Consider the following 22,653-nt stretch of genomic DNA (forward strand, 5'->3'; position numbering starts at 1 on the left):
CCGGTCCCGCTGCGGTTATCCCTTGATGTACGGCACGCCGCTGGCGGCCGGTCCGCGGGAGCGGCCCACCACGCCGGCGACGGCAAAGATGGTCACCACGTACGGCAGCATGGACAGGAACTGGCTGGGCACCGGTGTACCCAGCAGGCCCAGCACGTACTGCAGGTTGGTGGCGAAGCCGAACAGCAGGGCTGCTGCGGCGGCGCCCAACGGGTTCCAGCGGCCCAGGATGAGGGCTGCCAGGGCAATGTAGCCCTGGCCGCCGGTCATGTCCTGGCCGAAGCTGGACACGGAGACCAGGGTGAAGAAGGACCCGCCGATGCCGGCAACTGCGCCGGCCAGCAGCACGTTGGTGAAGCGGGTGCGGTTGACGTTCACGCCCAGTGTGTCAGCTGCCTTCGGGTGTTCGCCCACGGCGCGGGTGCGCAGGCCCCAGCGGGTGCGGAACAGCCCGAAGTAGACGGCGGCGACGGCGAAGTACATCAGGTAGCCGATCAGGGACTGGTCAAAGAGGATCGGACCGATGATCGGAATGTCCGCCAGGAACGGAATCCTGATGTTCGGCAGGCGGGGGGCCGTGTTCAGTTCGGCGGCGTTCTTGCTCAGGACCGTGGAGAACAGGAAGCCGGTGAGGCCGGAGACCAAAACGTTCAGCACCACACCCACAATCACCTGGTTCACGATGTACTTGATGCTGAATACCGCCAGGACCAGGGAAACGAGCACACCGGCGATGGCTGCGGCGAGCAGGCCGATGAACGCGTTGCCGGAAAGGGAACCGGCCACCGCGGCGGCAAAGGCGCCGAAGAGCAGCTGGCCCTCAATGGCAATGTTGACCACGCCGGAGCGTTCGCAGAGGACGCCGGAAAGCGAACCGAAGACCAGCGGTACGGCCAGCGTCACGCTGCCGGCCAGCAGGCCGTACAGGGCAACATTCGGGTTACCCGTGCTGCCGACGGACCAGGCCAGGAAGCCCGAGACGAAGACGACGCCGAAAATGATCGGCAGCCACAGGGGCAGCCGCCGGCCCGAACGGACCAGGACAAAGGACCAGGCAGCAAGCAGGACAAGCGCGATGGCGCCGGCCCAGCCAAAGGCCCGGGCTGAGAAGACCAGGTTAGGCAGCGTGATGGCCGCTTCCGGGTCGGTGAGACGGAAAGTGACCTCGGTGTCCGGTGAGAGGAACGCGAAGAAAACCAGTCCGAGTATGGCCAGGACGCCCAGCAGAATGGGTGTTTTCCAGCTGCGCACTACTGTTTCCGGCGCCGGGGACGGCGCGGGGGCTGTGGTGGTTGCGGTGCTCATGCTGCTCCTCCGGCGGCTTCGGCGCTCTTGCGGGTGGTGCGGAAGGCTCCGGGTGGCGGGATCCTGAACAGGGAACGCACCAGCGGCGGGGCGGCAATGAACAGGACGATCAGGGACTGGACCACCAGGACAATGTCAATGCTGGTCCCGGTGTTGGTCTGCATGGCCACGCCGCCGGCGCGGAAGGCGCCGAACAGCAGGCCTGCTGCAAAGGTTCCCCACGGCGTCGAACGCCCCAGCAGCGCCACGGTGATGGCATCGAAGCCAAAGCTCGCGGCGACGTCGGCGGTCAGCACGCGTTCGGTGCCGGAAACCTGCGAGACGCCGGCCAGGCCGGACAGTGCACCGGCGATCAGCATGACCACCACGTAGCCCTTGGTGGTGCTGATGCCGGCGTTGCGGGCGGCGTCGGGGTTGGCGCCTACTGCGCGGAGTTCAAAGCCGACCGTGGAGCGGTTCAGCAGCCACCAGACAAACACGGTGGCGGCGATCGCCAGCACAAATCCCCAGTGCAGCCGGAAACTGTCGCCCAGGAGTTTGGGGAACATGGCGCTTTCGTTCAGCTGGGGGCTGATGGGGTTGTTCGATCCCTCGCGCTGGAAGCCCGGCGTGGTCAGCAGGTATGCCACCAGCTGGATGGCGACGTAGTTGAGCATGATGGTGACAATGACTTCATGCGCACCGGTCCGGGCCTTCAGCAGGCCGGCAATGCCGCCCCAGATGGCGCCGCCGAGCAGGCCGGCGACGATCACCAGCAGCAGGTGCAGTGCCATGGGCAGCTGCCAGGTGAACCCGACCCATCCGGCCAGTGCGGCGCCGATGATGATCTGGCCCTGGGCACCGATGTTGAACAGGCCGGCGCGGAACGCCAGCGCGACGCCGAGGCCGGCGCAGATCAGCGGAGTGGCGGTGGTCAGCGTCTGGGTCAGGGGATAAATCGCTCGCGTGAAGCTCTCCGCCTCAACGTTGACAATCGAGCCCTGGAAGAGCGAATAGTAGGCTCCGGCGGCAGCGTCCCACGCGGCGGCGAAGAAGTCTCCGGGCCGGTTGAAGAGGTAGCCGGCCGCAGCGGTGGTGTCCTCGTCGGTCAGTGCGATCAGCACCCCGCCGACCACCAGCGCCATCAGGACAGCCAGCACGGACACCAGACCGCTGCCGGTCACGATGCGCTCAAGCACTCCCGGTGCCGCATCGGGGGCGGGCTTGATGGTGGTTCCTACCGCAGCGGCGGGCGGAGGCAGCTGCCCTCCCGCGGTTTCGGCCGCAGCTTCCAGTCGAAGCTCTTCGGCTTCGGACGTTTCGCGGTCTGCGTTGTGCCCACCTTCGGTGGACTTTTCCGGGCTCACAGGGCCCCTCCCTCGGTATTGTTCTCTTCTGACGCTGCTTCGCGGGCCAGTGCTTCTTCGGCCGTCATTCCGGCCATCATCAGGCCCAGCACGTTGCGCGAGGTGCCTCCGGGCACAATGCCCATAAGACGTCCGCCGTACAGCACGGCAATGCGGTCGCCCAGTTCCAGCACTTCGTCCAGTTCCGTGGACACGATCATCACCGGCGTGCCGGCATCACGTTCGGCGATGATCCTCCGGTGCAGGAACTCGATGGACCCGACGTCGACGCCGCGGGTGGGCTGGCTGGCAATGAAGAGTGAGAGCGGACGGGACAGCTCCCGTGCCATGACCACTTTCTGCTGGTTGCCGCCCGAAAGGGTGCCGGCCAGGGCCGCAGCGGACTGCGTGCGGATGTCGAACTCGGTAATCTTCGCGTCCGCATTGGCCGCGACGACCGAGGGCTTCATGGACAGGCCGCGGGCAAAAGGCGGCTCGTTGTACTGGTTCAGGACCAGGTTCTCGGCAACCGAGAACGTTCCAACAAGGCCGTCCACCGAGCGGTCCTCAGGGACAAAGCCGACGCCTGAGTCGATGATCCGGCTGGTTTTCATGCCCACCAGTTCCCGGCCGTCGAGCCTGATGGACCCCGTGACGTGGTCCTGGAGGCCCATGATCGCTTCGGTCAGTTCGGTCTGGCCGTTGCCCTGGACACCGGCGACCGCCAGGATTTCCCCCTTGGCAATGCCGAAGCTGAGGCCGTTCACCACCGCCTGTCCATTCCCGGACAGCACGGAGAGGTTCTCCACGCGGAAGGTTTCCTCGCCCGGCGTTGCAGCCTCCCGGCCCAGGGTCAGGCTGACGGAGCGGCCAACCATCAGGGCAGCGAGTTCGGTGGTGCTGGCGGAGGGCTCAGCCTGGCCCATGACCTTGCCGCGGCGGATCACGGTAATGACATCGGACACCGCCTTGACCTCGCGCAGCTTGTGCGAAATGAAGACCACGCCTTTGCCGTCGCTGGTGAGCTGGCGCATGATGGCGAGCAGCTCGTCCGTTTCGCGGGGCGTCAGGACGGCGGTCGGCTCATCAAGGATCAGCACTTCGGCGTCCCGGATCAGTGCCTTGATGATTTCCACGCGCTGCTGCACGCCCACGGGCAGGTCCTCGACCACGGCATCGGGATCAACGTCGAAGCCGTACTTGTCGGAGATTTCACGGATGCGTGTGCGGGTAGTTTGCAGGTTCAGTGCGCCCCCGAGCCGCGTCGATTCATTTCCCAAAGCGACGTTCTCCGCCACGGTGAACACGGGCACCAGCATAAAGTGCTGGTGCACCATGCCGATCCCTGCAGCCATCGCGTCTGAAGGTCCGTTGAAGGTCACGGGTTTGCCGTCGAGGAGGATCTGCCCCTCGGTGGGTTCATACAGTCCGTAAAGGACGTTCATCAACGTCGATTTACCGGCGCCGTTTTCACCGAGCAGGCTGTGCACCTGCCCGGGTTCGACCACGAGGTCGATGTGGTCGTTGGCCACCAGCGAACCGAATCGCTTAGTGATGCCCTTGAGTTCGAGTTTCACAAAACCCCAACCAATCTGTTCGAAAGTGCTGTGTGGGAGTAAAAGCTGCAGTGCGGAAGACGTCCCTGCAGCCTGGGAGGAAAAACCTGGTGTGCACAGACAAACCGCCATGCCCCGCAGCGTGGCTGCGGGACATGGCGGTTGGTGTCTGCAGGCAGTCCGGGACCCGTTACTGCTGGGGGCTGGACTTGGACTCGACCTTGATCTCGCCGTCGATGATCTTGGCCTTCAGATCCTCAATCGCGGTCTTGACCTCTTCCGGCACATTGCCTTCCTGGTCGTGGAACGGAGCCAGGTCCACTCCGCCGTTTTCGAGGGTGCCGACGTACGGCTCGGCGCTGAAGTTGCCTTCGGCGGATTCGGTGACGATGTTCTCTACGGCGTCGCCCATGAGCTTCATGACGGAGGTCAGGATGTATTCCTGGCCGATGCCGGCGGTCTCGTAGCCGTCGGAGTCAACCCATACGGCCTTGACGTCCTTGCCGCCGTCGTTGGCTTCAACAACGGCTTCCATGGTGCCCAGGCCCACCGGACCGGCGACGGGCATGATGATGTCGGCGCCTTCATTGATGAAGTTCTGGGTCAGCGTCTTGCCGGCGGCGCGGTTGTCGAAGCTGTCCACGAAGGAATCGCTGCCGAGGAGCTTCACATCGGTGCCGTTTTCTTCGTTGTAGTACTCGATGCCGTCGGCGAAGCCCTCCATGAAGATGGTCACGGTGGGGATGTTCATGCCGCCGTAGGTGGCAACGGTGCCGGTCTGGGTGGTGCCTGCGGCAACGTAGCCGGCCAGGAACGCGGCCTGGGCCGTGTCGTAGATGATCGGCTTGACGTTGTCGAGCTCAATGGCGTTGTCATCAACGATGGCGAAGTTGGTGTCCGGGTTTGCTTCCGCCGCGTCCTTCGTGGCGTCGGAGAGCAGGAAGCCAACGGTGACCGTCAGGTCGCAGCCCGCGTCAACCGTGCTGTTGACGTTGTTGGTGTAGTCGGATGCATCCTTGGACTCGACTTCACGGGTTTCAATGCCCAGCGCGTCCTTGGCAGCCATCAGGCCTTCATAGGTGGACTGGTTGAACGAGCGGTCGTCCCAGCCACCGGCGTCGGAGACAATGCAGCCGGTGAAGTCGCTGCTCGCAGCGGCCTCGGAGCTGCCCTCGGCCTCCTCTTCCGGTGCAGCGCCGCAACCGGAAAGCAGGAGCGCCGACACGCCGAGCATGGCGGCGGAGACGCCGGCATTGCGCTTGAAGCTGCGCGGGAAATTCTTCAATGTTCCTCCAGGAAAGAAAATGGCGTTCGCCGTAGGTGGGTACTCGGTGCCAATCCCGGTCTGCCGGAAAAGGCGCACCGGTACCCGGTGTGATGCGGCGCTCCGTCCGTCGTTGGACCGCAGCAAGACAACCATAAGGTCTCCGACGCGACACCAGTCACATTTCGGCCCTGTCGGAACAATTGTTTACATGTTGTTATCAAATGACACCGGCCGTCCCGGTGCCTACTGCTAGTCTCCGTGCGCGCGTCGGGGCGGCCCCCGGGGATCAGCACCCGGATGCGGGGAATTTCCTAGTGGCGCAGTCCGCGGGCGGCACGCAGGGCAGCCGCTGCCATCACGCTCACGCCGCAGCTGATGGCCTGTTCGTCGGGGTTATAGTCCCCCCGGTGCAGGTCAAAGGTCTCCCCGCCGGGAGACCGCGTACCCAGGCGCATCAGGGCGCCCGGCACAGTCTGGGTCATCCAGGCGAAGTCCTCACCGCCCATGGACTGCGGGGCCAGGACCACGGCGTCTTCACCCAGTTCGGCGCGGGCGGAGGCTTCAAGCAGGCTGATTTCCGCGTCCGCGTTGATAACCGGCGGCACACCGCGGGTGTGTTCCAGGGCTACCTCGACGCCGAACGGAGCGGCAACTTCCCGCACCACTTTGTCCAGGAGCTCACCGGCGGCATACCAGGCCTCGGCGTCCAGGCAGCGCATGGTTCCGGCCATGAAGCCGTGGCCGGGAATGGCATTGGGGGCGGAGCCGGCATGCATCTGCCCCCAGACCACCGAAACGCCGCTGCGTACATCGATCCGCCGCGACAGCACGGCTGGGACACTGACGGCAATCTCGGCCAGGGCGAAAACAAGATCCTCGGTCAGGTGGGGCCGGGACGTGTGCCCGCCCCGTCCGCTGAGTTCGATCCGGATGGTGTCCGACGCCGAAGTGATAGCGCCGATGCGGGTACCAATCTGTCCAACGTCCACCCGCGGATCGCAGTGCAGGGCAAGGATGCGGGGAACGCCGTCAAGGGCTCCCTGCTCTATGACGGACAGGGCGCCGCCGGGCATCACTTCCTCGGCCGGCTGGAAAATCACCCGCACGCGCCCGCCGAGCTCACCGGCGGCGTCGAACTTCGCCAGCACCTGGGCAACACCGAGCATCACGGTGGTGTGAATGTCATGCCCGCAGGCGTGGGCTATGCCCGTGTGCTCCGAGGCATAGGGCAGCCCCGTTTCCTCCAGGACCGGAAGGGCATCGATATCCGCCCTCAGGGCGAGGCGAAGCGGTCCGTCTCCGATGTCGACGACAACACCGGTGTTCTGCAGCCGCTTGGGTGCGAGGCCGGCCGCTTCCAGTGCTTCCACGATCCGGTCGGTGGTCCGGAACTCCTTGGTTGACAGCTCGGGGTGGGCATGGAGGTCCCGCCGGAAGTCGATCAACCCACCCAGCAGCGGAGCCACACTTCCCCGTATCGAGGGGATGGGGGAATTGCTCAACGGGATAGTTTGCACAACTTCTAGGTTAGCCAATTCCACCCGGGAAACGGGAATGTGCGCCCCCGGATACGACCGCTTATGACGGCGTCCGCGCGCGCCCTACAGGACGTCGGTGTCTCCGCTGGCCCTGAGGTGCTCCACGGCCTTCTTTACTTCCTGGGCATGTTCCTTGGTGGTGACCAGCAGGGCGTCGGGTGTATCAACAATCACCACATCCTCGATGCCGATCAGGGCGATGACGCGTTTGGTGTCGGAAACGACAATCCCGCTGGCGTTTTCCGAGTAGACCCTCGCGCCGTCGCCCATCACGGTGAGGTCGCTGTTCTCCTCGGCCGGGTTCAGCCGGCCGATGGCTGCGAAGTCCCCCACGTCATCCCAGCTGAAGGCTCCCGGGATCATGGCGACGTCGCCGGCAGCTGCAGCAGGCTCGGCCACCGCATAGTCGATGGCTGTTTTGGGCAGGGTAGGCCAGACCCGCCGGACTACCTCCCGGCGGCGCGTGGTGTCCCAGGCGTCGGCAATCTCCATCAGCCCCGCATACAGGACCGGCTCGTTGGCTTCCAAATGCTTCAGCATCAGGTCCACGGGCGCCACGAACATACCCGCATTCCAGCTGTAGCTGCCGCTGGCGAGGTACGTCTGCGCGACGTCGGCGGAGGGCTTTTCCACAAACTCCACCACCGAATGCGCACTCGGCGCTCCCGCAACCTTCAGCTGCGCCCCCGCCCGGATGTAGCCAAAACCGGTGGACGGATGGGTGGGCTGGATGCCGATGGTGACAATGTAGCCCTGCGCCGCAGTGTGCACGGCTTCGCGGACTGCCTGCTGGAAAACCTCGACCGGGGCGATCACCTGGTCGGCCGCGAAGGAACCCATGATGATCTGCGGATCGCGCTTGTACAGAATGGCCGCAGCCAGGCCGATGGCCGCCGCGGAGTCCTTGGGCTCAAGCTCAAGCACCAGGTTCTTGTTGGAGATTTCGGGCAGCTGCTGGCGGACCGCCTGCCGGTGCACCGCGCCGGTGACCACCATGACCCGGTCCCCGCTCAGCGGCGCCAGGCGGTCGTAGGTGGCACGGATCAGCGTGGATCCGGAGCCGGTGAGGTCATGAAGGAACTTCGGTGCGGCAGCCCGTGACAGCGGCCAGAGCCGTGTGCCGACGCCGCCGGCCGGAATCACGCCGTAGAAACGGTCGAGAACGGCGGACGAAGGTGCGGGGTATGCCTTTTCATTACTCATCACAGCCAAGATTAGCCGAGCCGGGACCGCTCTTCGGGGAAGCCGCGTTTTTCTACACTGTTTGCGGAGCCAAATCAATGTAATCAGGGTCACACCATAGGCGGACCTAAATTGAAACCGCGGTCACGCGCACCTAGATTATGGTAGAGCTTATAGCGCTGTCGCACCGGCGTCATCACTGCGTGGAAGACGCGCTAACGCCGCTGCGATGCAGGGAGGAAAATTCAGTGTCGAAGTTACCAGCAGGCACTCTCTACCGTGGCCGTGAGGGCCAATGGTCGTGGGTCGCCCACCGCATCACTGGCGTGGTGATCTTCTTCTTCCTTTTGGTCCACGTTCTGGATACCTCATTGGTGCGAGTATCGCCCGAGGCCTACAACGTGGTGATCGGAGCCTACAAGAACCCGATTATGGGACTCGGCGAGCTTGGCCTCGTCGCAGCCATCGTGTTCCATGCCTTCAACGGCCTGCGCGTGGTCCTGATCGACTTCTGGAAGAAGGGGCCGAAGTACCAGCGGCAGATGCTCTGGGCCGTCGTTGGCCTGTGGGCAGTGACGCTCATCGGCTTCTCAATTCGCCACATTCCGAACGTTTTCGGGGGTTAGCACGCAATGACTACATCAACCAACGAAGCGCACGCCCTCGAAGCACCCCGCTCCGGACGCATTGCTCCCAAGTACACCCGCAACGGATCAGGCCGCGGCAACTTTGAAATGCTGGCCTGGCTGTTCATGCGTGTATCCGGTGTCATCCTGGTCGTCCTGATCTTCACCCACCTGTTCGTGAACCTGGTGGTTGGCGACGGCATCCACGCCGTCGATTTCGGTTTCGTTGCCGGCAAGTGGGCCAACCCCGTGTGGCAGGTCTGGGACCTGGTCATGCTCTGGCTGGCCATGCTGCACGGCGGCAACGGCGTGCGCACCATCATCAACGACTACGCGGATAAGAAAGCCACCCGTATGTGGCTCAAGACGGTTCTTTACGTCGCAACCGCTGTGATCATCCTGCTCGGCACCCTGGTGATCTTCACCTTCGATCCCTGCCCCGCAAACGCTCCGGCTGACCTGATCCCTGATTTCTGCAGCTCCTTGTAGCAGCTGCACGGCACCCACGGTGCGGTAAGTCCCTGAGTTTTTAGTAGTTTCAACAGAAAGAGCATCTGGTATGCAGGTCCATAAGTACGACGTCGTCATTGTCGGCGCCGGCGGCGCCGGTATGCGTGCCGCCATCGAATCCGGTCAGCGCGCACGGACGGCGGTACTGACCAAGCTGTACCCCACCCGCTCCCACACGGGTGCGGCGCAGGGCGGCATGTGTGCGGCACTGGCCAATGTCGAAGAAGACAACTGGGAATGGCACACCTTTGACACCGTCAAGGGCGGTGACTACCTGGTGGACCAGGATGCAGCAGAGGTCATGGCTAAAGAAGCCATTGACGCCGTGCTGGACCTGGAAAAGATGGGCCTGCCCTTCAACCGCACGCCCGAAGGCCGCATTGACCAGCGACGGTTCGGCGGGCACACCCGGGACCATGGCAAGGCACCGGTACGCCGCGCCTGCTACGCCGCGGACCGCACCGGCCACATGATCCTCCAGACCCTCTACCAAAACTGCGTCAAGCACAACGTGGAGTTCTACAACGAGTTCTACGTGCTCGACCTGCTGACGGTGGAGGACACCTTCGGGCAGAAGCGGGTGGCCGGCGTCGTTTCCTACGACCTGGCAACCGGTGAACTGCACGTCTTCCAGGCCAAGTCCGTCATCTTCGCCTCCGGCGGTGCCGGCAAGGTTTTCAAGACCACGTCCAACGCCCACACCCTGACCGGTGACGGCATGGGCATCGCCTTCCGCCGCGGCATCCCCCTGGAAGACATGGAGTTCTTCCAGTTCCATCCGACCGGCCTTGCCGGTCTGGGCATCCTGCTTTCCGAAGCAGCCCGTGGAGAAGGCGCGATCCTGCGCAACTCGGAGGGTGAGCGCTTCATGGAGCGTTACGCCCCCACCATCAAGGACCTCGCCCCGCGTGACATTGTTGCCCGTTCCATGGCCAACGAAGTCCGTGAAGGCCGCGGCTGCGGCCCGAACAAGGATTACGTCCTGCTCGACCTGACGCACCTGGAACCGGCACACATTGATGCCAAGCTCCCGGACATCACCGAGTTTGCACGCACCTACCTTGGTGTGGAGCCCTACACCGAGCCGGTGCCGGTCTTCCCCACGGCGCACTACGCCATGGGCGGTATCCCGACCAACATCAAGGCCGAGGTCCTGCAGGACAACGACACAGTGATCCCGGGCCTCTACGCAGCCGGCGAAGTTGCCTGCGTTTCGGTTCACGGCTCCAACCGCCTGGGTACCAACTCGCTGCTGGACATCAACGTGTTCGGCAAGCGTGCGGGCATCCACGCCGCAGAGTACGCACTGACCGCTGACTTCGTGGATCTGCCGGAAAACCCGGAAGCAGCCACGATCGAGCTGCTGGACGTGGTCCGCAACTCCGAAGGCACCGAACGGGTCGCCGAGATCCGCCGGGATCTGCAGAACACCATGGATGCCAACATGCAGGTGTTCCGCACTGCGGATACGCTCAACCAGGTGCTGACCGACATTGCCTCGCTCGAAGAGCGGTACAAGAAGATCAGCGTCCAGGACAAGGGCAAGCGCTTCAACCTGGACCTGCTCGAAGCCGTGGAACTGGGCTTCCTGCTGGAACTGGCAAAGGTCATGACGGTGGCAGCCCTCCACCGCGAGGAATCCCGCGGCGGACACTTCCGCGAGGACTTCCCCGAGCGTGACGACGAGAATTTCATGAAGCATTCGATGGCGTACAAGGTTGATGAAGCAGAGAACGCCGAGCACACCGCCGGCATTCGACTGGACACCAAGCCGGTCATCTTCACGCGCTACGAGCCGATGGTGAGGAAGTACTAATGACAACGGAAATCGCGGAGCCCGCCTCCAAGATCGAGCTCCCGGAATCTGTGGGCGGGGACATCCCCTCGTTCGAGATCACGCTCAAGGTCCGCCGCTACAACCCCGAGGTTTCCGACGAAGCCTACTGGGATGAGTGGAAGCTGACCATGTACGGCACCGACCGTGTGCTGGACGCCCTGCACAAGGTCAAGTGGGAGCACGACGGTTCGGTTTCGTTCCGCCGCTCCTGCGCCCACGGTGTCTGCGGCTCCGATGCCATGCGCATCAACGGCCGCAACCGCCTGGCCTGCAAGACGCTGCTGAAGGACCTGGACACGTCCAAGCCCATCCTCGTTGAGCCCATCAAGGGCCTGCCGGTGGAGAAGGACCTGATCGTGGACATGGAACCCTTCTTCCAGTCCTACCGCGAGATCATGCCGTTCCTGGTCACCAAGGGCCACGAGCCCACCAAGGAACGCCTGCAGTCCGCCGAGGACCGTGAGCGCTTCGATGACACCACCAAGTGCATCCTCTGCGCCGCGTGCACCTCCTCCTGCCCGGTGTTCTGGACCGACGGTCAGTACTTCGGCCCGGCAGCGATTGTGAACGCGCACCGCTTCATCTTCGACTCCCGTGACGACGCCGGCGACATGCGCCTGGAGATCCTGAACGACAAGGAAGGCGTCTGGCGCTGCCGCACGACCTTCAACTGCTCGGAAGCATGCCCGCGTGGCATCCAGGTCACCAAGGCCATTTCCGAGGTCAAGCAGGCCATCCTGGCCCGCTCGCTGTAACCTGCATCAACACAAAAGGCGCCGGTCCGCGGTTTTCCGCGGACCGGCGCCTTTTGCGTACTGGATAGAGTTGAGAGCATGCCTACGTTTGAATCCGTCTCCTTCCCCGGTGTCAACGGCACCACCCTGGCCGGCACCCTCGACATTCCCGACGGCGGAACCGGCGCCTGGGCACTGTTCAGCCACGGTTTCACCCTGGGGAAGAACAGTGCTGCCGCGTCCCGGATTTCGAAGGCGCTGGCCGGTCACGGCATCGGTGTGCTGCGCTATGACGCTGCCGGACTGGGCAGCTCCACCGGCAACTGGGAGGACGGCAGCTTCAGCACCAAGGTCGCCGACCTGCAGCATGCAGCAGCCTTTATGGCCGAATCCGGGCGTCCGGTTTCCCTGCTGGTGGGCCATTCCCTGGGCGGAGCCGCCGTTCTGGCCGCCGCGTCGGAGATTCCCGGGCTGCGGGCAGTTGCCACCATCGCGGCCCCGTTCAGGCCCTCCCACGTGGTGCACCTGTTCGAGTCCGAACTGGACCTGATTGCCGAACAGGGATCGGCGCGGGTGGACCTGGGCGGCGGGGAACTTGAAATCCGCCGGCACCTGATCGAGGATCTGCGCAGCCATGACCTCACCGGGGACATCCGGGATCTGCATCTGCCCCTGATGGTGATGCACTCCCCCACCGACAACACGGTGGGGATCGATAACGCGAGCGAGATCTTCTCCACGGCCCGGCATCCGCGCAACTTCATTTCCCTGGAGGGCAGCGACCACCTGATGGTTGAGCGTGCCCAGACCTCCCGCGCAGCTGCCATCATCGCCGCGTGGGCAGGTACGTACCTGGATCTGGACGAGCCCTAGACGCGCTCGGCGCTGCCTGGCACTGCCAGGGGGCGCAGGCGGGCGTGGGGTGAGGTTAGGCCCCTGTGCCGAGCTGCACGTGCTCGTGCAGCTTCCACAGCCCGGTGGCGTCGTGTTCATAGAGGCCAACGCAGTCCACTGTGAAGGACGCCTGGTAGTCATCCAGACGCCTGACGGCCTCATCCATGCTCTGTTCGCTGACATCGTGGGCCACCGTGACATGGGGATGGAAGGGAAAGACCAGATCGCGGGCCAGCGGGCCGCGCTGGAGTTCCTTGTGCAGGGCAATGCACTCATCGAAGCCCTGGTCCACGTTCACGTACACCACCGGAGACACGGGGCGGAACGAGGCGCTTCCCTGCAGAGTGACCCGGAACGGCTCCTGTGCCGCAGCCACCTCCCGCACATGGTCCACGGTGGCATCCCAGTCGCTGGTCTCGGTGGTGGTCACAAGGGTGATGTGGGCGGGAATCACTGCCGCCATGGGATCCCCGAAGGACGCCCGGGCGGCCCGGAGCTCACTGGCCATGGGCTCGGGAACCGCAATAACGATGCCCACGCAGCGGGCAGCGCACTCCACCGTCCTGCTGTCGTCGGGGACACCGGCGGCGTGGATCTGGTCGAGGGATTCAGAGATTCTCATGGCACTAGACCGTGGCGCTGCCCAGGGGCAGGAAGCCGACTTTCTCGTATACGTCCGCCAGGGTGACTGATGCGGTTTCGCGGGCCTTCCGGGCCCCGACCGCCAGCAGCCGGTCCAGTTCCGCGGGATCGTCCAGCAGGTGCAGCGCCCGCTCGCGGATGGGGCGGATATGTTCGGTGACTACGTCCGCAAGGTCCACCTTGAGGTGTCCGTACATTTTGCCTTCGTACTCCTTTTCCAGTGTTTCCACACTGCGTCCGCTGATCAGGGAGTAGATGGACAGCAGGTTCGAGATGCCCGGCTTCGTGTCCCGGTCGAACCGGATCTCGCTGCCGTCATCAGTCACCGCGGATTTGATCCGCTTGGCGATGACTTTGTCCTCGTCGAGCAGGTTGATCAGGCCGGCTGGCGAGGCTGCCGACTTGGACATCTTTGCCGCGGGGTTCTGCAGGTCATAAATCTTCGCGGCCTGTTTTTGGATGAAGACCTCCGGGACCGTGAAGGTTTCGCCGAAGCGGGTGTTGAAGCGCTTGGCCAGGTCCCGGCTCAGCTCCACGTGCTGGCGCTGGTCCTCCCCCACCGGGACGCCCTGCGGCTGGTACAGCAGGATGTCCGCCACCTGCAGGATGGGGTAGGTGAACAGCCCCACACTGGCCGAATCGGCGCCGAAACGCTGCTGCTTGTCCTTGAACTGAGTCATCCGGGAGGCTTCGCCGAACCCGGTGAGGCAGTTGAGCACCCAGGCGAGCTGCGCGTGTTCGGGCACCTGGGACTGGACAAACAGGGTGGCCTTCTCGACGTCGACGCCGCCGGCAATGTACTGCGCGGCGGTGACCCTGGTGCGCTGGCGCAGGTCCGCCGGGTCCTGCGGGACGGTGATCGCGTGCAGGTCGGGGATGAAGAAGTAGGCGTCGTACTCGTCCTGGAGCCGCACCCAGTTCACCAGGGCACCGAGGTAGTTGCCCAGATGGAGCGAGTCGGCGGAGGGCTGCATCCCGGAAAGAATGCGCGCGCGGCCGGTGGAGGAGTTCGAAGTCATGGAGAAAACCTTAGAAGTGGTAGTCGATCACTAGCGGAGCGTGGTCTGAGAAGCGGGAATCGTAAGTGGGCGCACGGTCCACGACGGCGTTTGCGGCACGGGCAGCCAACTCCGGGGTGGCCATGTGGTAATCAATGCGCCAGCCGGAGTCATTGTCGAACGCCTGGCCGCGCCAGGACCACCAGGTGTAGGGGCCGTTGACGTCGCCCGCCAGCTTGCGGTGCACGTCGGTGTACCCGATTTCCTCGCCGAAGAAACGGTCGAAGTAGGCGCGTTCCTCGGGCAGGAAACCGGCACGCTTGACGTTGCCCTTCCAGTTCTTGATGTCCAGAGGGGTGTGTCCCACGTTCAGGTCACCCACAACCAGTACATAGTCACTTTCCTGCGCCAGGGCGGGCAGCCGGGCACTCATGGTGTCCAGGAAGCGGTACTTGTCCAGCTGCTTGGGGGTGTCCACCTCGCCGGAGTGGACGTACGCGCTGACCACGGTCAGGATCTTTTCGGCACCGTCCACGGTGACCTTGTAATCCGCTTCCACCCAGCGTCCGGAGAGCGCGAAGTACTCGTCGCCGATGTGCTCACGCACAGCCGTGGGGGGCATCCGGGAGGCAATGGCAACCCCGGCGCGACCCTTGGCTTCGACGCATTCGGCGTGCTCGATGTGCCAGGTGTCCCCCAGCAGTCCGCGCAGGATGGCATCGGGTGCACGGACTTCCTGGAGGCAGAGGATGTCCACGTCACGCTCGGCCAGCCACTCGGCCATGCCGCGCTTGTAGGCTGCACGGATTCCGTTGACGTTCACTGACGCAATGCGCAGCCTTTTTCCGGAGCTGTCCATAGTCTCTGCTGACGCTGTTTCCTCTGATGCCGAACTCACGCGAATAACCATACTCCTCAGTAGCTGCTCACCCCGAACAGCGTCTCCGGCCTGCCGCCGTGGAAACTGGCGGCGCCGGGAACGCTGCGTTTTTGCTAATCGACGACGGTGCCCTCGACGGGCCCGCCATCCTCCTTCTTGATCATGCCACGCGCGTTGTGCGCCGTAATCTCGATGGTCTCGAGTGCACGGTCCACCATCTCGCGGTCTGTGTCCAAGTTCTCGCGAATCACCTTGGACTGGACCTGGATGATCTTGAAGCTGTGGTCCAGTTTCCGATCGCGGACAATGGTGCCCTCATCCACCACGGAGACCCCGGGTGCGCCTGCGGGGCGAAGTCCTGCGGTGGCGTCCGCCAGCTTCGCAGTGGCCTTGCGTGCGGCCCCGCGGACGGAGAAAACAACAAAGGTGGCCAGGCACAGCCAGCCAAGGGAGACGATGACTACAAGCCAGCCAATAACGTCATTCTGGTTGGCGGCAAAAACCACCGCCACGAGGAACACGATGAGCATCACGGTGATGCCGATGTTGCCCATCTTGCGGCTGACACCGCGGCCGGGCGTGGACGAAGGCGACGGCGTCTTGCCGTTTCGGATCGACTGCATGGTTTCATTCTCTCAAACTTCCGCAGGGGTCCGGTTCCGGTTTCGCTCAGGGTGACCGCCGGGCATGCTTTCCGCGCCCCTACGGGAGTCCGGGGCCGGTGGTGCCCGCCGCGGAGCGGTGGCACACTGGGCCGATGCAGATTGAGATTCTCACCGGAGACATCACCGAACGCGACACCGACGTTATTGTGAATGCCGCCAATTCCTCCCTGCTGGGCGGCGGCGGCGTGGACGGTGCCATTCACCGGGCAGCGGGGCCGGGCCTGCTGGCCGCCTGCCGGGAACTGCGCGCCACCACGCTGCCGGACGGGCTGCCCACGGGACAGTCCGTCGCAACGGAGGGGTTTGACCTGCCGGCCCGCTGGGTGGTGCATACCGTGGGCCCCAACGCGACTGCGGGAGAGACCGACCCGGAGCTGCTGCGCTCCTGTTTTCGGACAGCGCTGTCAGCCGCCGAGGAACTGGGGGCACGCAGCATCGCGTTCCCCGCCGTCAGCGCCGGCGTGTACGGCTGGAACCCCGAGACGGTCGCTGAAGTGGCTCTGGCGGAAGTGGCCGCCCACCGGCCGGGCAGCCTGGAACGGGCGGAGTTCGTCCTGTTCAATGACCGGCTGGCCGGTGTTTTCCGCCGCAGGTACGAGCAGGCCGAAGGCTAGGCACGCGAACAGTGCCGCATGCCCGGCCCGGGCCGGCTCCTACTTCAGGAACAGCGCTTTCAGCCGGTTGGTGGTCATCGTCAGGCCTACGGCAATCATCACAACGAAGTAGAGCAGATGCCCCGCCGTTCCCCAGGTAAAGATGCCTACGCTGATCTGGCGCAGCAGTTCCACCCCGTGCCATAGCGGCAGCGCCTGGATCACTGACTGCACCGCCTCGGGATAAACACTGAGCGGATAGAAGGTTGCCGAGAGCAGGAACATGGGGAGCATGATCATGTTCACCCAGTCCAACTGCTGGAACGTCTTCATGTAGCTGGTGATGGCCATCCCGAAGGAGGCAAAGCCAAAAGCGATCACTACGGCTGCCGGGATCATCAGCAGTGCCCAGGGCGAGGTGATCAGCCCCATGGCTCCCATCACTGCGGTGAAGCCGGTGGCATACATGGCACCGCGCAGCAGGGCGAGGAAGATCTCCCCCATGGCAACATCCAGCGGCCCCAGCGGGGTGGACAGCATGCCCTCATACAGGCGGGCGTAATTGAGTTTGAAGAACACGTTCATGGTGGAGTCATAGACGGCTCCGTTCATCGCTGACACAGCCAGCAGGGCCGGCGCGATGAAGTTCGCGTAATTCATTTCCTGTCCGCCCGGGCCGGCCACCGTGCCCACCAGCGCACCCAGGCCTATGCCCATGGCCACCAGATAGAGCACCGGTTCCACGAATCCGCTGACCATGATGGACCAGTTGGTGCCCCAGGTGGCTTTCAGTCCGCGGGCGATCACTGCCCGGATGTTCCGTCCATACAGGGATCCGAGGAACCGGTCCTTGGGCACCAGCGTGGTGGGCGCTGTTCTGTTTTCAGCGTGCGCACTCATCCGGCCAGTCTCCTCGTGAAGTTGCGGCGGGCAAGCAGCAGGCCGACGGCGGTGAGGGCCAGCAGGTAGGCCAGATGCAGCACCGTCAGGGCGGGCGGTTCGGGATGCCCGTAGCTGAGCAGCCTGCCCAGCTCGGTGGAATGCCAGAGCGGGGAAATCCAGCCGATCCAGCGAACGCCCAGCGGCAGGGACTCCAGCGGAAAGAAGGTTCCCGAGAACAGGAACAGCGGCATAACGATAAACCGCTGGACCATGGCGAACTGCCCCTTGTCCTCCTTCAGCGTGGCGCTGAACGCCAGCAACGGCATGCCGAAAGCCAGGCCCGCCAGCAGGGCGGTGAAGATCATAAGCCAGCCGGTGGCCGGCTGTACCACCGCGCCGAAGAGCAGCAGGAACAGGTAGTAAATCACCGTGGTGAAAAGGATGCGGACGGTCAGGCCCAGGACATGACCCATGGCAATCTGCCCGCTGGCGAGGGGGCTGGCATTGGGACCGTAGTAGGTCCGGTGCCATTTGAACCCGCCCATGACGGTATAGGTGTTTTCCTCACTGGAGATCATCAGGGCCGCTGTGGCCACCAGGGCAGGGCCAAGGAACACCAGGTAGGACACCGTGGATCCGTCGGCACCGGGGAAACCTGCGTTCGAATTGCCGTCGATAAGGACAGCCAGCCCGGTGCCCATGCCCAGCAGGTAGACCGCGGGGGTCCCCACCGCCGTCATCAGCACGGTCCACTGGTAGCCGCGCATCCGGCGGATCCACATTTCGGCGTAGTAGAAGGCTCCGAAACGCCTCGCCTTGGCGGCCGTCTGCAGCGGGGTCAGCGGTGATCGCAGCCCCAGCACCTCATGCCGGGCGTCCCGGGTTGGCAGCTTAGTCAACGAGGCTCCTCCCGGTCAGGCGCAGGAATACGTCTTCCAGGGAGGAACGGCGTACCAGCGAGGTGATGGGACGCAGTCCCCGTCCGGTCACGGCCTCCAGGGCAGCCTCGCCGTCGTTGGCATAAATCAGCACGCGGTCCGGCAGCGTTTCCAGCCGCTCACCGATGCCCTCCAGCTCCGCGCCAACGGTGGTGTTCCGCTCCGATCCGAACCTCAGCTCCACCACTTCGCGGGTGGAGTGCTCGCGGATCAGGGCCGCCGGGGACCCTTCGGCCATGATGGTGCCTTTGTCCACCACAATCAGGCGGTCACAGAGCTGCTCTGCCTCGTCCATGTAGTGGGTGGTGAGGATCAGGGTCACGCCTGCTTCCTTGAGCCGGAAGAGCCGGTCCCAGAGGATGTGGCGTGCCTGCGGGTCCAGGCCGGTGGTGGGTTCGTCCAGCAGCAGGATCTTCGGGTCATTGATGAGGGACCGCGCAATGGTCAGGCGCCGCTTCATGCCGCCGGAGAGGGAGTCCACGCGGGCCTTGGCCTTATCGGTGAGCTGCGCGAATTCCAGCAGTTCGTCCGCCTTGGGCTGGAGATAGCTTTTGGGCAGGCCGAAATACCGCCCATAGGCCAGCAGGTTGTCCCGTACCCGCAGGTCTTCATCGAGGTTGTCCTGCTGCGGGACCACGCCCAGGTGGGCCCGCACCTCGGGTCCGTACGTGTTGGGGTCCAGGCCCATGATGCTCAGCTCACCGGAGGTCCGCTGGGAGACGCCGCCGATCATCTTCATGGTGGTGGACTTGCCCGCACCGTTGGGGCCGAGCAGTCCGAAGGACTCCCCCGGGGGTACATCAAAGGAGATGCCGTTAACGGCTGTGAAGCTGCCGTAGGACTTGGTCAGGTCCCGGGCGGAAATAACGTAGTCGGAGCGGGTTTCAGGGGCTTTTTTGCTTGCTGTGATCTGCGACACTCAGACAGCATAGTGGACGCAGTGCGGGCCGGCGCGCCTCTGCACGCACCGGCCCGTCACACATCCCTACGGAAACTTCCCTAGGCCAGGATTCCGGCCTTCCGCTCGGCCGCTTCCACAACGTTGGCCAGCAGCATGGCGCGGGTCATCGGACCCACACCGCCGGGGTTGGGCGAGATCCAGGAGGCGACGTCGGCGGCCGCGGGATCCACGTCTCCGGTAAGCGTGGTCTTGCCGGTCTCCGGATCCGTGACGCGGGTGACGCCCACGTCCAGGACAATCGCGCCCGGCTTGAGGTCCTCGGCCTTGATCATCTCGGGGAAGCCGGCAGCAGCCACCACAACGTCGGCGGAGCGCAGATGTTCAAAGAGGTCCACGGTCCCGGTGTGCGCCAGGGTGACGGTGGCGTTGATCGGCCGACGGGTCAGCAGCAGCCCCAGCGGGCGGCCGACGGTGACGCCGCGGCCCACCACCAGCACCTTCTTGCCGGTCAGGGCAATGCCGTTGCGCACGAGCAGCTGCACAATCCCGTGCGGGGTGCAGGGCAGCGGGGAGGTCATGGGTTCGCTGACGTTCAGCACCAGGCGGCCCAGGTTCACCGGGTGCAGCCCGTCGGCGTCCTTCTCCGGCGCAATCCGTTCCAGGATGGCGTTGGTATCAATGTGGGCCGGCAGCGGCAGCTGGACTATGTACCCGGTGGTGGCCGGGTCCTCGTTCAGCTCGTCGATAACCTTTTCCAGATCCGCCTGGCTGATGTCGCCGGGCAGGTCGCGGCGGATGGAGTTAATGCCCACCTGCTTGCAGTCCTTGTGCTTGCCGCCCACGTAGGAGTGGCTGGCCGGGTCATCCCCCACCAGGACGGTGCCCAGCCCGGGGGTGATGCCGTGCTCATCCTTCAGCAGCCGGACCCGTTCGCTGAGCTCGTCCTTAATATCGCGGGCAGCGGCCCGGCCGTCCAGGATCCGGGCGGCTACCGGGGTACCGAATTCCGTTTTCTCCTTCACGTCCCAACCCAGGTTCACGCCTGTTTCCTCGGGGGTTTCGGCGGGTGTTTCGGCGACGGGTGTCTTGGCAACACTGCCCTCCATGTTGGTTCCTTTCTCCACGGTTACCACTGCTCCTGTCCGGGGTAGAGGGGGAAGTTTTCCGCCAGCGCCGCCACACGGGCGCGCAGCGAGTCGACGTCGGGGGCCGGCTTCAGTGCGGCCGCAATGATTTCGGCAACCTCGGTGAATTCGATCCTGCCGAAGCCGCGGGTTGCCAGTGCCGGGGTTCCGATCCGCAGACCGGAGGTGACCATGGGCGGTCGGGGATCAAAGGGCACTGAATTGCGGTTGACCGTAATGCCGACGGAGTGCAGCAGGTCTTCGGCCTGTTTTCCGTCCAGTGCCGAGTTCCGCAGGTCCACCAGAATCAGGTGGACGTCGGTGCCGCCGGTCAGGACCGATACGCCGTGTTCGGCCACATCGGGTGCGTTGAGCCGGTCCGCAATGATTCTGGCGCCTTCAAGCACACGTTCCTGCCGTTCCCGGAATTCCTCCGACCCGGCGATCTTGAAGGCCACTGCCTTCGCGGCAATAACGTGCATCAACGGCCCGCCCTGCTGGCCCGGGAAAACGGCGGAGTTCAGCTTCTTGGCATACTCCTGCTTCGCGAGGATCATGCCCGAGCGGGGCCCGGCCAGGGTCTTGTGCACCGTGGAGGTAACCACGTCGGAGGCCTGCACCGGGTTCGGATGGAGTCCCGCTGCGACCAGTCCGGCGAAGTGCGCCATGTCCGTCCAGAGGTAGGCACCCACCTCATCAGCTATGGAACGGAAAGCCTCGAAGTCCAGCTGCCGGGGGTAGGCGGACCAGCCGGCGACGATGACCTGCGGACGTTCGGCGAGCGCCTGCTCGCGGACCTTGTCCATGTCCACCCGGTAGCTCTGCTCATCCACACCGTAAGCGGCGACGTCGTAGAGCTTGCCGGAGAAGTTCAGCTTCATGCCGTGGGTGAGATGGCCGCCGTGGGCAAGGTTCAGCCCCATCAGCTTCTCCCCCGGCTGGAGCAGGGCGGCGAGCGCCGCGGCATTCGCCGAGGCACCGGAGTGCGGCTGGACGTTGGCGAACTCCGCACCGTACAGGGCCTTCACCCGCTCGATGGCCAGGTTTTCCGCTACGTCCACATGCTCGCATCCGCCGTAGTACCGGCGTCCGGGATAGCCCTCGGCATATTTGTTGGTCAGCACCGATCCCTGGGTTTCCAGGACCGCCCGCGGCGCAAAGTTCTCCGAGGCGATCATTTCCAAGGTGCTGCGCTGGCGGGACAGCTCATCGTTCAGAACGGCCGCAATTTCGGGATCGACATCCGACAGGGGCGCGTTGGTGACGGGCTGGGTGGATACTCTCACGTGGATCTCCTGGGAACGGGGTCTCTATAGGTCAGGCTACCTGCCGGCACCCGGACGAAGGACACACTCCGGGTACAGACAGTCTTGCGTGACCCGCGGCCCAGGCGTGCGATCCGTGGTCGAAGGCACCACAACAGGCACCCGTGCCGCTTCCTGGTGGTGACCCACCCGACGCCAGTCGCGACACCCCCATCCTAACCTCCCGGCCGCTGCTGCCCCGCTGTATGACCGAAACAAACCGACCACGTTCCTACCGGGCGAACCTGCCGGAATAGGGTCGGATCCGTGGAAGTTATCTGAGGCATGGCAATGAAAGGGGTATCCGTGCAGACGGAGGTGGTGGTGATCGGCGCCGGGCAGGCAGGCCTGAGCGCGGCGTACCACCTGCGCCGCCGCGGCCTGGAACCGGGTCCCGGATTTGTGGTGCTGGATGCCAATCCCGGTCCTGGCGGTGCCTGGCGGCACCGCTGGAATTCGCTGACGTTCGGGGCCGCCCACGCCCTGCATGACCTCCCCGGTATGCCGCTGGGCACCCCGGATCCGGCAGAGCCTGCTTCCTCCGTGGTGACCCGGTATTACGGGCAGTATGAACGGGAGTTCGGGTTCGACGTCGTGCGTCCGGTGGCGGTGGCTTCCGTGTCCGACGGCGGCGGCGGCCGGCTGGCCGTGGCTTCCGCGTCCGACGGCGGCCGGAGCTGGGACGCCCGGGCGGTTATTAATGCCACCGGCACCTGGGACCGCCCCTACTGGCCCTATTACCCGGGACGGGATCTTTTCCGCGGCCGGCAGCTGCATACCCATGACTTCCGCAGCGCCGCGGAGTTCGCCGGCCGGCGCGTTGTGGTGGTGGGCGGCGGCACCTCCGCCGTACAGTTCCTGCTGCAGCTGCACCGGGCCGGGGCGCAGACCCTGTGGTCCACCAGGCGCCCGCCGGAGTTTACCCGGCGGCCGTTCGACGCCGAGTGGGGCC

22 protein-coding genes are annotated in these 22,653 nt (G+C 64.6%); 7 read left to right on the forward strand and 15 right to left on the reverse strand.

Going from position 1 to position 22,653, the window contains the following annotated elements; genetic code table 11:
* Nucleotides 1-15: 15 nt before the first annotated feature.
* The 6 genes from AC5RVB_RS11205 to AC5RVB_RS11230 form a co-directional block, all read right to left on the reverse strand.
* Nucleotides 16-1,305 carry an ABC transporter permease gene (locus AC5RVB_RS11205; RefSeq protein ID WP_227904182.1) on the reverse strand — a complete coding sequence of 430 codons (1,290 nt, stop codon included), beginning with the start codon at nucleotides 1,303-1,305 and terminating at the stop codon, nucleotides 16-18.
* Complete coding sequence (locus tag AC5RVB_RS11210; protein WP_423723763.1) at nucleotides 1,302-2,651, reverse strand: ABC transporter permease; 1,350 nt, start codon at nucleotides 2,649-2,651, stop codon at nucleotides 1,302-1,304. The genes AC5RVB_RS11205 and AC5RVB_RS11210 overlap by 4 nt, the downstream gene beginning before the upstream one ends.
* On the reverse strand, nucleotides 2,648-4,207 hold the full coding sequence (locus AC5RVB_RS11215) for an ABC transporter ATP-binding protein (protein WP_227904181.1): 1,560 nt from the start codon (nucleotides 4,205-4,207) through the stop codon (nucleotides 2,648-2,650). Before AC5RVB_RS11215 ends, AC5RVB_RS11210 begins: the two co-directional genes overlap by 4 nt.
* 169 nt (nucleotides 4,208-4,376) lie before the next feature.
* The gene (locus AC5RVB_RS11220) at nucleotides 4,377-5,471 is read right to left on the reverse strand and encodes a BMP family lipoprotein (RefSeq protein WP_423723762.1); all 1,095 of its coding nucleotides are present in this window, start codon (nucleotides 5,469-5,471) and stop codon (nucleotides 4,377-4,379) included.
* 293 nt (nucleotides 5,472-5,764) lie between these two features.
* Nucleotides 5,765-6,955, reverse strand: coding sequence for an amidohydrolase (locus AC5RVB_RS11225; RefSeq protein WP_227904180.1), 1,191 nt, complete (start codon nucleotides 6,953-6,955; stop codon nucleotides 5,765-5,767).
* A 99-nt stretch (nucleotides 6,956-7,054) separates the two neighbouring features.
* Nucleotides 7,055-8,194, reverse strand: coding sequence for a mannose-1-phosphate guanylyltransferase (locus AC5RVB_RS11230; RefSeq protein ID WP_227904179.1), 1,140 nt, complete (start codon nucleotides 8,192-8,194; stop codon nucleotides 7,055-7,057).
* A gap of 227 nt (nucleotides 8,195-8,421) precedes the next feature.
* Here AC5RVB_RS11230 and sdhC point away from each other — a divergent pair, with 227 nt between their 5' ends.
* The 5 genes from sdhC (at nucleotide 8,422) to AC5RVB_RS11255 (ending at nucleotide 12,753) form a co-directional block, all read left to right on the forward strand.
* The gene (gene sdhC, locus AC5RVB_RS11235) at nucleotides 8,422-8,799 is read left to right on the forward strand and encodes a succinate dehydrogenase, cytochrome b556 subunit (protein ID WP_227904178.1); all 378 of its coding nucleotides are present in this window, start codon (nucleotides 8,422-8,424) and stop codon (nucleotides 8,797-8,799) included.
* Nucleotides 8,800-8,805: 6 nt separating this feature from the next.
* Complete coding sequence (locus tag AC5RVB_RS11240; protein WP_227904177.1) at nucleotides 8,806-9,288, forward strand: succinate dehydrogenase hydrophobic membrane anchor subunit; 483 nt, start codon at nucleotides 8,806-8,808, stop codon at nucleotides 9,286-9,288.
* Nucleotides 9,289-9,358: 70 nt separating this feature from the next.
* On the forward strand, nucleotides 9,359-11,125 hold the full coding sequence (sdhA, locus tag AC5RVB_RS11245; RefSeq protein ID WP_227904176.1) for a succinate dehydrogenase flavoprotein subunit: 1,767 nt from the start codon (nucleotides 9,359-9,361) through the stop codon (nucleotides 11,123-11,125).
* A complete protein-coding gene (locus AC5RVB_RS11250) occupies nucleotides 11,125-11,901 on the forward strand; it encodes a succinate dehydrogenase iron-sulfur subunit (protein ID WP_227904175.1) in 777 nt (258 codons plus the stop codon). The genes sdhA and AC5RVB_RS11250 overlap by 1 nt, the downstream gene beginning before the upstream one ends.
* A 78-nt stretch (nucleotides 11,902-11,979) precedes the next feature.
* On the forward strand, nucleotides 11,980-12,753 hold the full coding sequence (locus tag AC5RVB_RS11255) for an alpha/beta hydrolase family protein (protein WP_494142712.1): 774 nt from the start codon (nucleotides 11,980-11,982) through the stop codon (nucleotides 12,751-12,753).
* Nucleotides 12,754-12,808: 55 nt separating this feature from the next.
* Here the strand turns inward: AC5RVB_RS11255 and AC5RVB_RS11260 are convergent, their stop codons facing one another.
* From AC5RVB_RS11260 to AC5RVB_RS11275, 4 genes are all read right to left on the reverse strand, one after another.
* Nucleotides 12,809-13,396 carry a 2'-5' RNA ligase family protein gene (locus AC5RVB_RS11260; RefSeq protein WP_494142713.1) on the reverse strand — a complete coding sequence of 196 codons (588 nt, stop codon included), beginning with the start codon at nucleotides 13,394-13,396 and terminating at the stop codon, nucleotides 12,809-12,811.
* 4 nt (nucleotides 13,397-13,400) lie between these two features.
* The gene (gene trpS, locus AC5RVB_RS11265) at nucleotides 13,401-14,435 is read right to left on the reverse strand and encodes a tryptophan--tRNA ligase (RefSeq protein ID WP_227928873.1); all 1,035 of its coding nucleotides are present in this window, start codon (nucleotides 14,433-14,435) and stop codon (nucleotides 13,401-13,403) included.
* A 10-nt stretch (nucleotides 14,436-14,445) separates the two neighbouring features.
* A complete protein-coding gene (locus AC5RVB_RS11270) occupies nucleotides 14,446-15,273 on the reverse strand; it encodes an exodeoxyribonuclease III (protein ID WP_494142714.1) in 828 nt (275 codons plus the stop codon).
* Nucleotides 15,274-15,407: 134 nt separating this feature from the next.
* Nucleotides 15,408-15,917, reverse strand: a complete 510-nt coding sequence (locus tag AC5RVB_RS11275; protein ID WP_227904172.1) for a hypothetical protein — start codon at nucleotides 15,915-15,917, stop codon at nucleotides 15,408-15,410.
* A 134-nt stretch (nucleotides 15,918-16,051) separates the two neighbouring features.
* Here AC5RVB_RS11275 and AC5RVB_RS11280 point away from each other — a divergent pair, with 134 nt between their 5' ends.
* Nucleotides 16,052-16,573, forward strand: coding sequence for an O-acetyl-ADP-ribose deacetylase (locus tag AC5RVB_RS11280; RefSeq protein WP_227904171.1), 522 nt, complete (start codon nucleotides 16,052-16,054; stop codon nucleotides 16,571-16,573).
* A gap of 39 nt (nucleotides 16,574-16,612) precedes the next feature.
* On the opposite strand, the gene AC5RVB_RS11285 is transcribed toward AC5RVB_RS11280, so the two are convergent.
* The 5 genes from AC5RVB_RS11285 to glyA form a co-directional block, all read right to left on the reverse strand.
* The gene (locus AC5RVB_RS11285) at nucleotides 16,613-17,452 is read right to left on the reverse strand and encodes an ABC transporter permease (RefSeq protein WP_227904170.1); all 840 of its coding nucleotides are present in this window, start codon (nucleotides 17,450-17,452) and stop codon (nucleotides 16,613-16,615) included.
* Nucleotides 17,449-18,333: an ABC transporter permease gene (locus AC5RVB_RS11290; protein WP_341482035.1), complete on the reverse strand. Its 885-nt coding sequence runs from the start codon at nucleotides 18,331-18,333 to the stop codon at nucleotides 17,449-17,451. The genes AC5RVB_RS11285 and AC5RVB_RS11290 overlap by 4 nt, the downstream gene beginning before the upstream one ends.
* Nucleotides 18,326-19,291, reverse strand: a complete 966-nt coding sequence (locus AC5RVB_RS11295) for an ABC transporter ATP-binding protein (RefSeq protein WP_227904169.1) — start codon at nucleotides 19,289-19,291, stop codon at nucleotides 18,326-18,328. Before AC5RVB_RS11295 ends, AC5RVB_RS11290 begins: the two co-directional genes overlap by 8 nt.
* Before the next feature lie 80 nt (nucleotides 19,292-19,371).
* Nucleotides 19,372-20,379, reverse strand: coding sequence for a bifunctional methylenetetrahydrofolate dehydrogenase/methenyltetrahydrofolate cyclohydrolase (locus AC5RVB_RS11300; protein WP_227904168.1), 1,008 nt, complete (start codon nucleotides 20,377-20,379; stop codon nucleotides 19,372-19,374).
* A gap of 20 nt (nucleotides 20,380-20,399) precedes the next feature.
* The gene (gene glyA / locus AC5RVB_RS11305; RefSeq protein ID WP_494142715.1) at nucleotides 20,400-21,683 is read right to left on the reverse strand and encodes a serine hydroxymethyltransferase; all 1,284 of its coding nucleotides are present in this window, start codon (nucleotides 21,681-21,683) and stop codon (nucleotides 20,400-20,402) included.
* 309 nt (nucleotides 21,684-21,992) lie between these two features.
* Here glyA and AC5RVB_RS11310 point away from each other — a divergent pair.
* The coding region (locus AC5RVB_RS11310; protein WP_494142716.1) for an FAD-dependent oxidoreductase at nucleotides 21,993-22,653 on the forward strand (661 nt) is incomplete at its 3' end.

The organism is Arthrobacter sp. Y3225209, assembly GCF_059090685.1.

What these genes read in the sequence shown, in the direction of transcription:
- AC5RVB_RS11240 (WP_227904177.1), top strand. Translation starts at nt 8,806, where the DNA reads ATGACTACATCAACCAACGAAGCGCACGCCCTCGAAGCACCCCGCTCC.
- AC5RVB_RS11250 (WP_227904175.1), top strand. Translation starts at nt 11,125, where the DNA reads ATGACAACGGAAATCGCGGAGCCCGCCTCCAAGATCGAGCTCCCGGAA.
- AC5RVB_RS11205 (WP_227904182.1), bottom strand. Translation starts at nt 1,305, where the DNA reads ATGAGCACCGCAACCACCACAGCCCCCGCGCCGTCCCCGGCGCCGGAA.
- AC5RVB_RS11230 (WP_227904179.1), bottom strand. Translation starts at nt 8,194, where the DNA reads ATGAGTAATGAAAAGGCATACCCCGCACCTTCGTCCGCCGTTCTCGAC.
- AC5RVB_RS11280 (WP_227904171.1), top strand. Translation starts at nt 16,052, where the DNA reads ATGCAGATTGAGATTCTCACCGGAGACATCACCGAACGCGACACCGAC.
- sdhA (WP_227904176.1), top strand. Translation starts at nt 9,359, where the DNA reads ATGCAGGTCCATAAGTACGACGTCGTCATTGTCGGCGCCGGCGGCGCC.
- AC5RVB_RS11285 (WP_227904170.1), bottom strand. Translation starts at nt 17,452, where the DNA reads ATGAGTGCGCACGCTGAAAACAGAACAGCGCCCACCACGCTGGTGCCC.
- trpS (WP_227928873.1), bottom strand. Translation starts at nt 14,435, where the DNA reads ATGACTTCGAACTCCTCCACCGGCCGCGCGCGCATTCTTTCCGGGATG.
- AC5RVB_RS11255 (WP_494142712.1), top strand. Translation starts at nt 11,980, where the DNA reads ATGCCTACGTTTGAATCCGTCTCCTTCCCCGGTGTCAACGGCACCACC.
- AC5RVB_RS11275 (WP_227904172.1), bottom strand. Translation starts at nt 15,917, where the DNA reads ATGCAGTCGATCCGAAACGGCAAGACGCCGTCGCCTTCGTCCACGCCC.
- AC5RVB_RS11300 (WP_227904168.1), bottom strand. Translation starts at nt 20,379, where the DNA reads ATGGAGGGCAGTGTTGCCAAGACACCCGTCGCCGAAACACCCGCCGAA.
- AC5RVB_RS11270 (WP_494142714.1), bottom strand. Translation starts at nt 15,273, where the DNA reads ATGGACAGCTCCGGAAAAAGGCTGCGCATTGCGTCAGTGAACGTCAAC.
- AC5RVB_RS11260 (WP_494142713.1), bottom strand. Translation starts at nt 13,396, where the DNA reads ATGAGAATCTCTGAATCCCTCGACCAGATCCACGCCGCCGGTGTCCCC.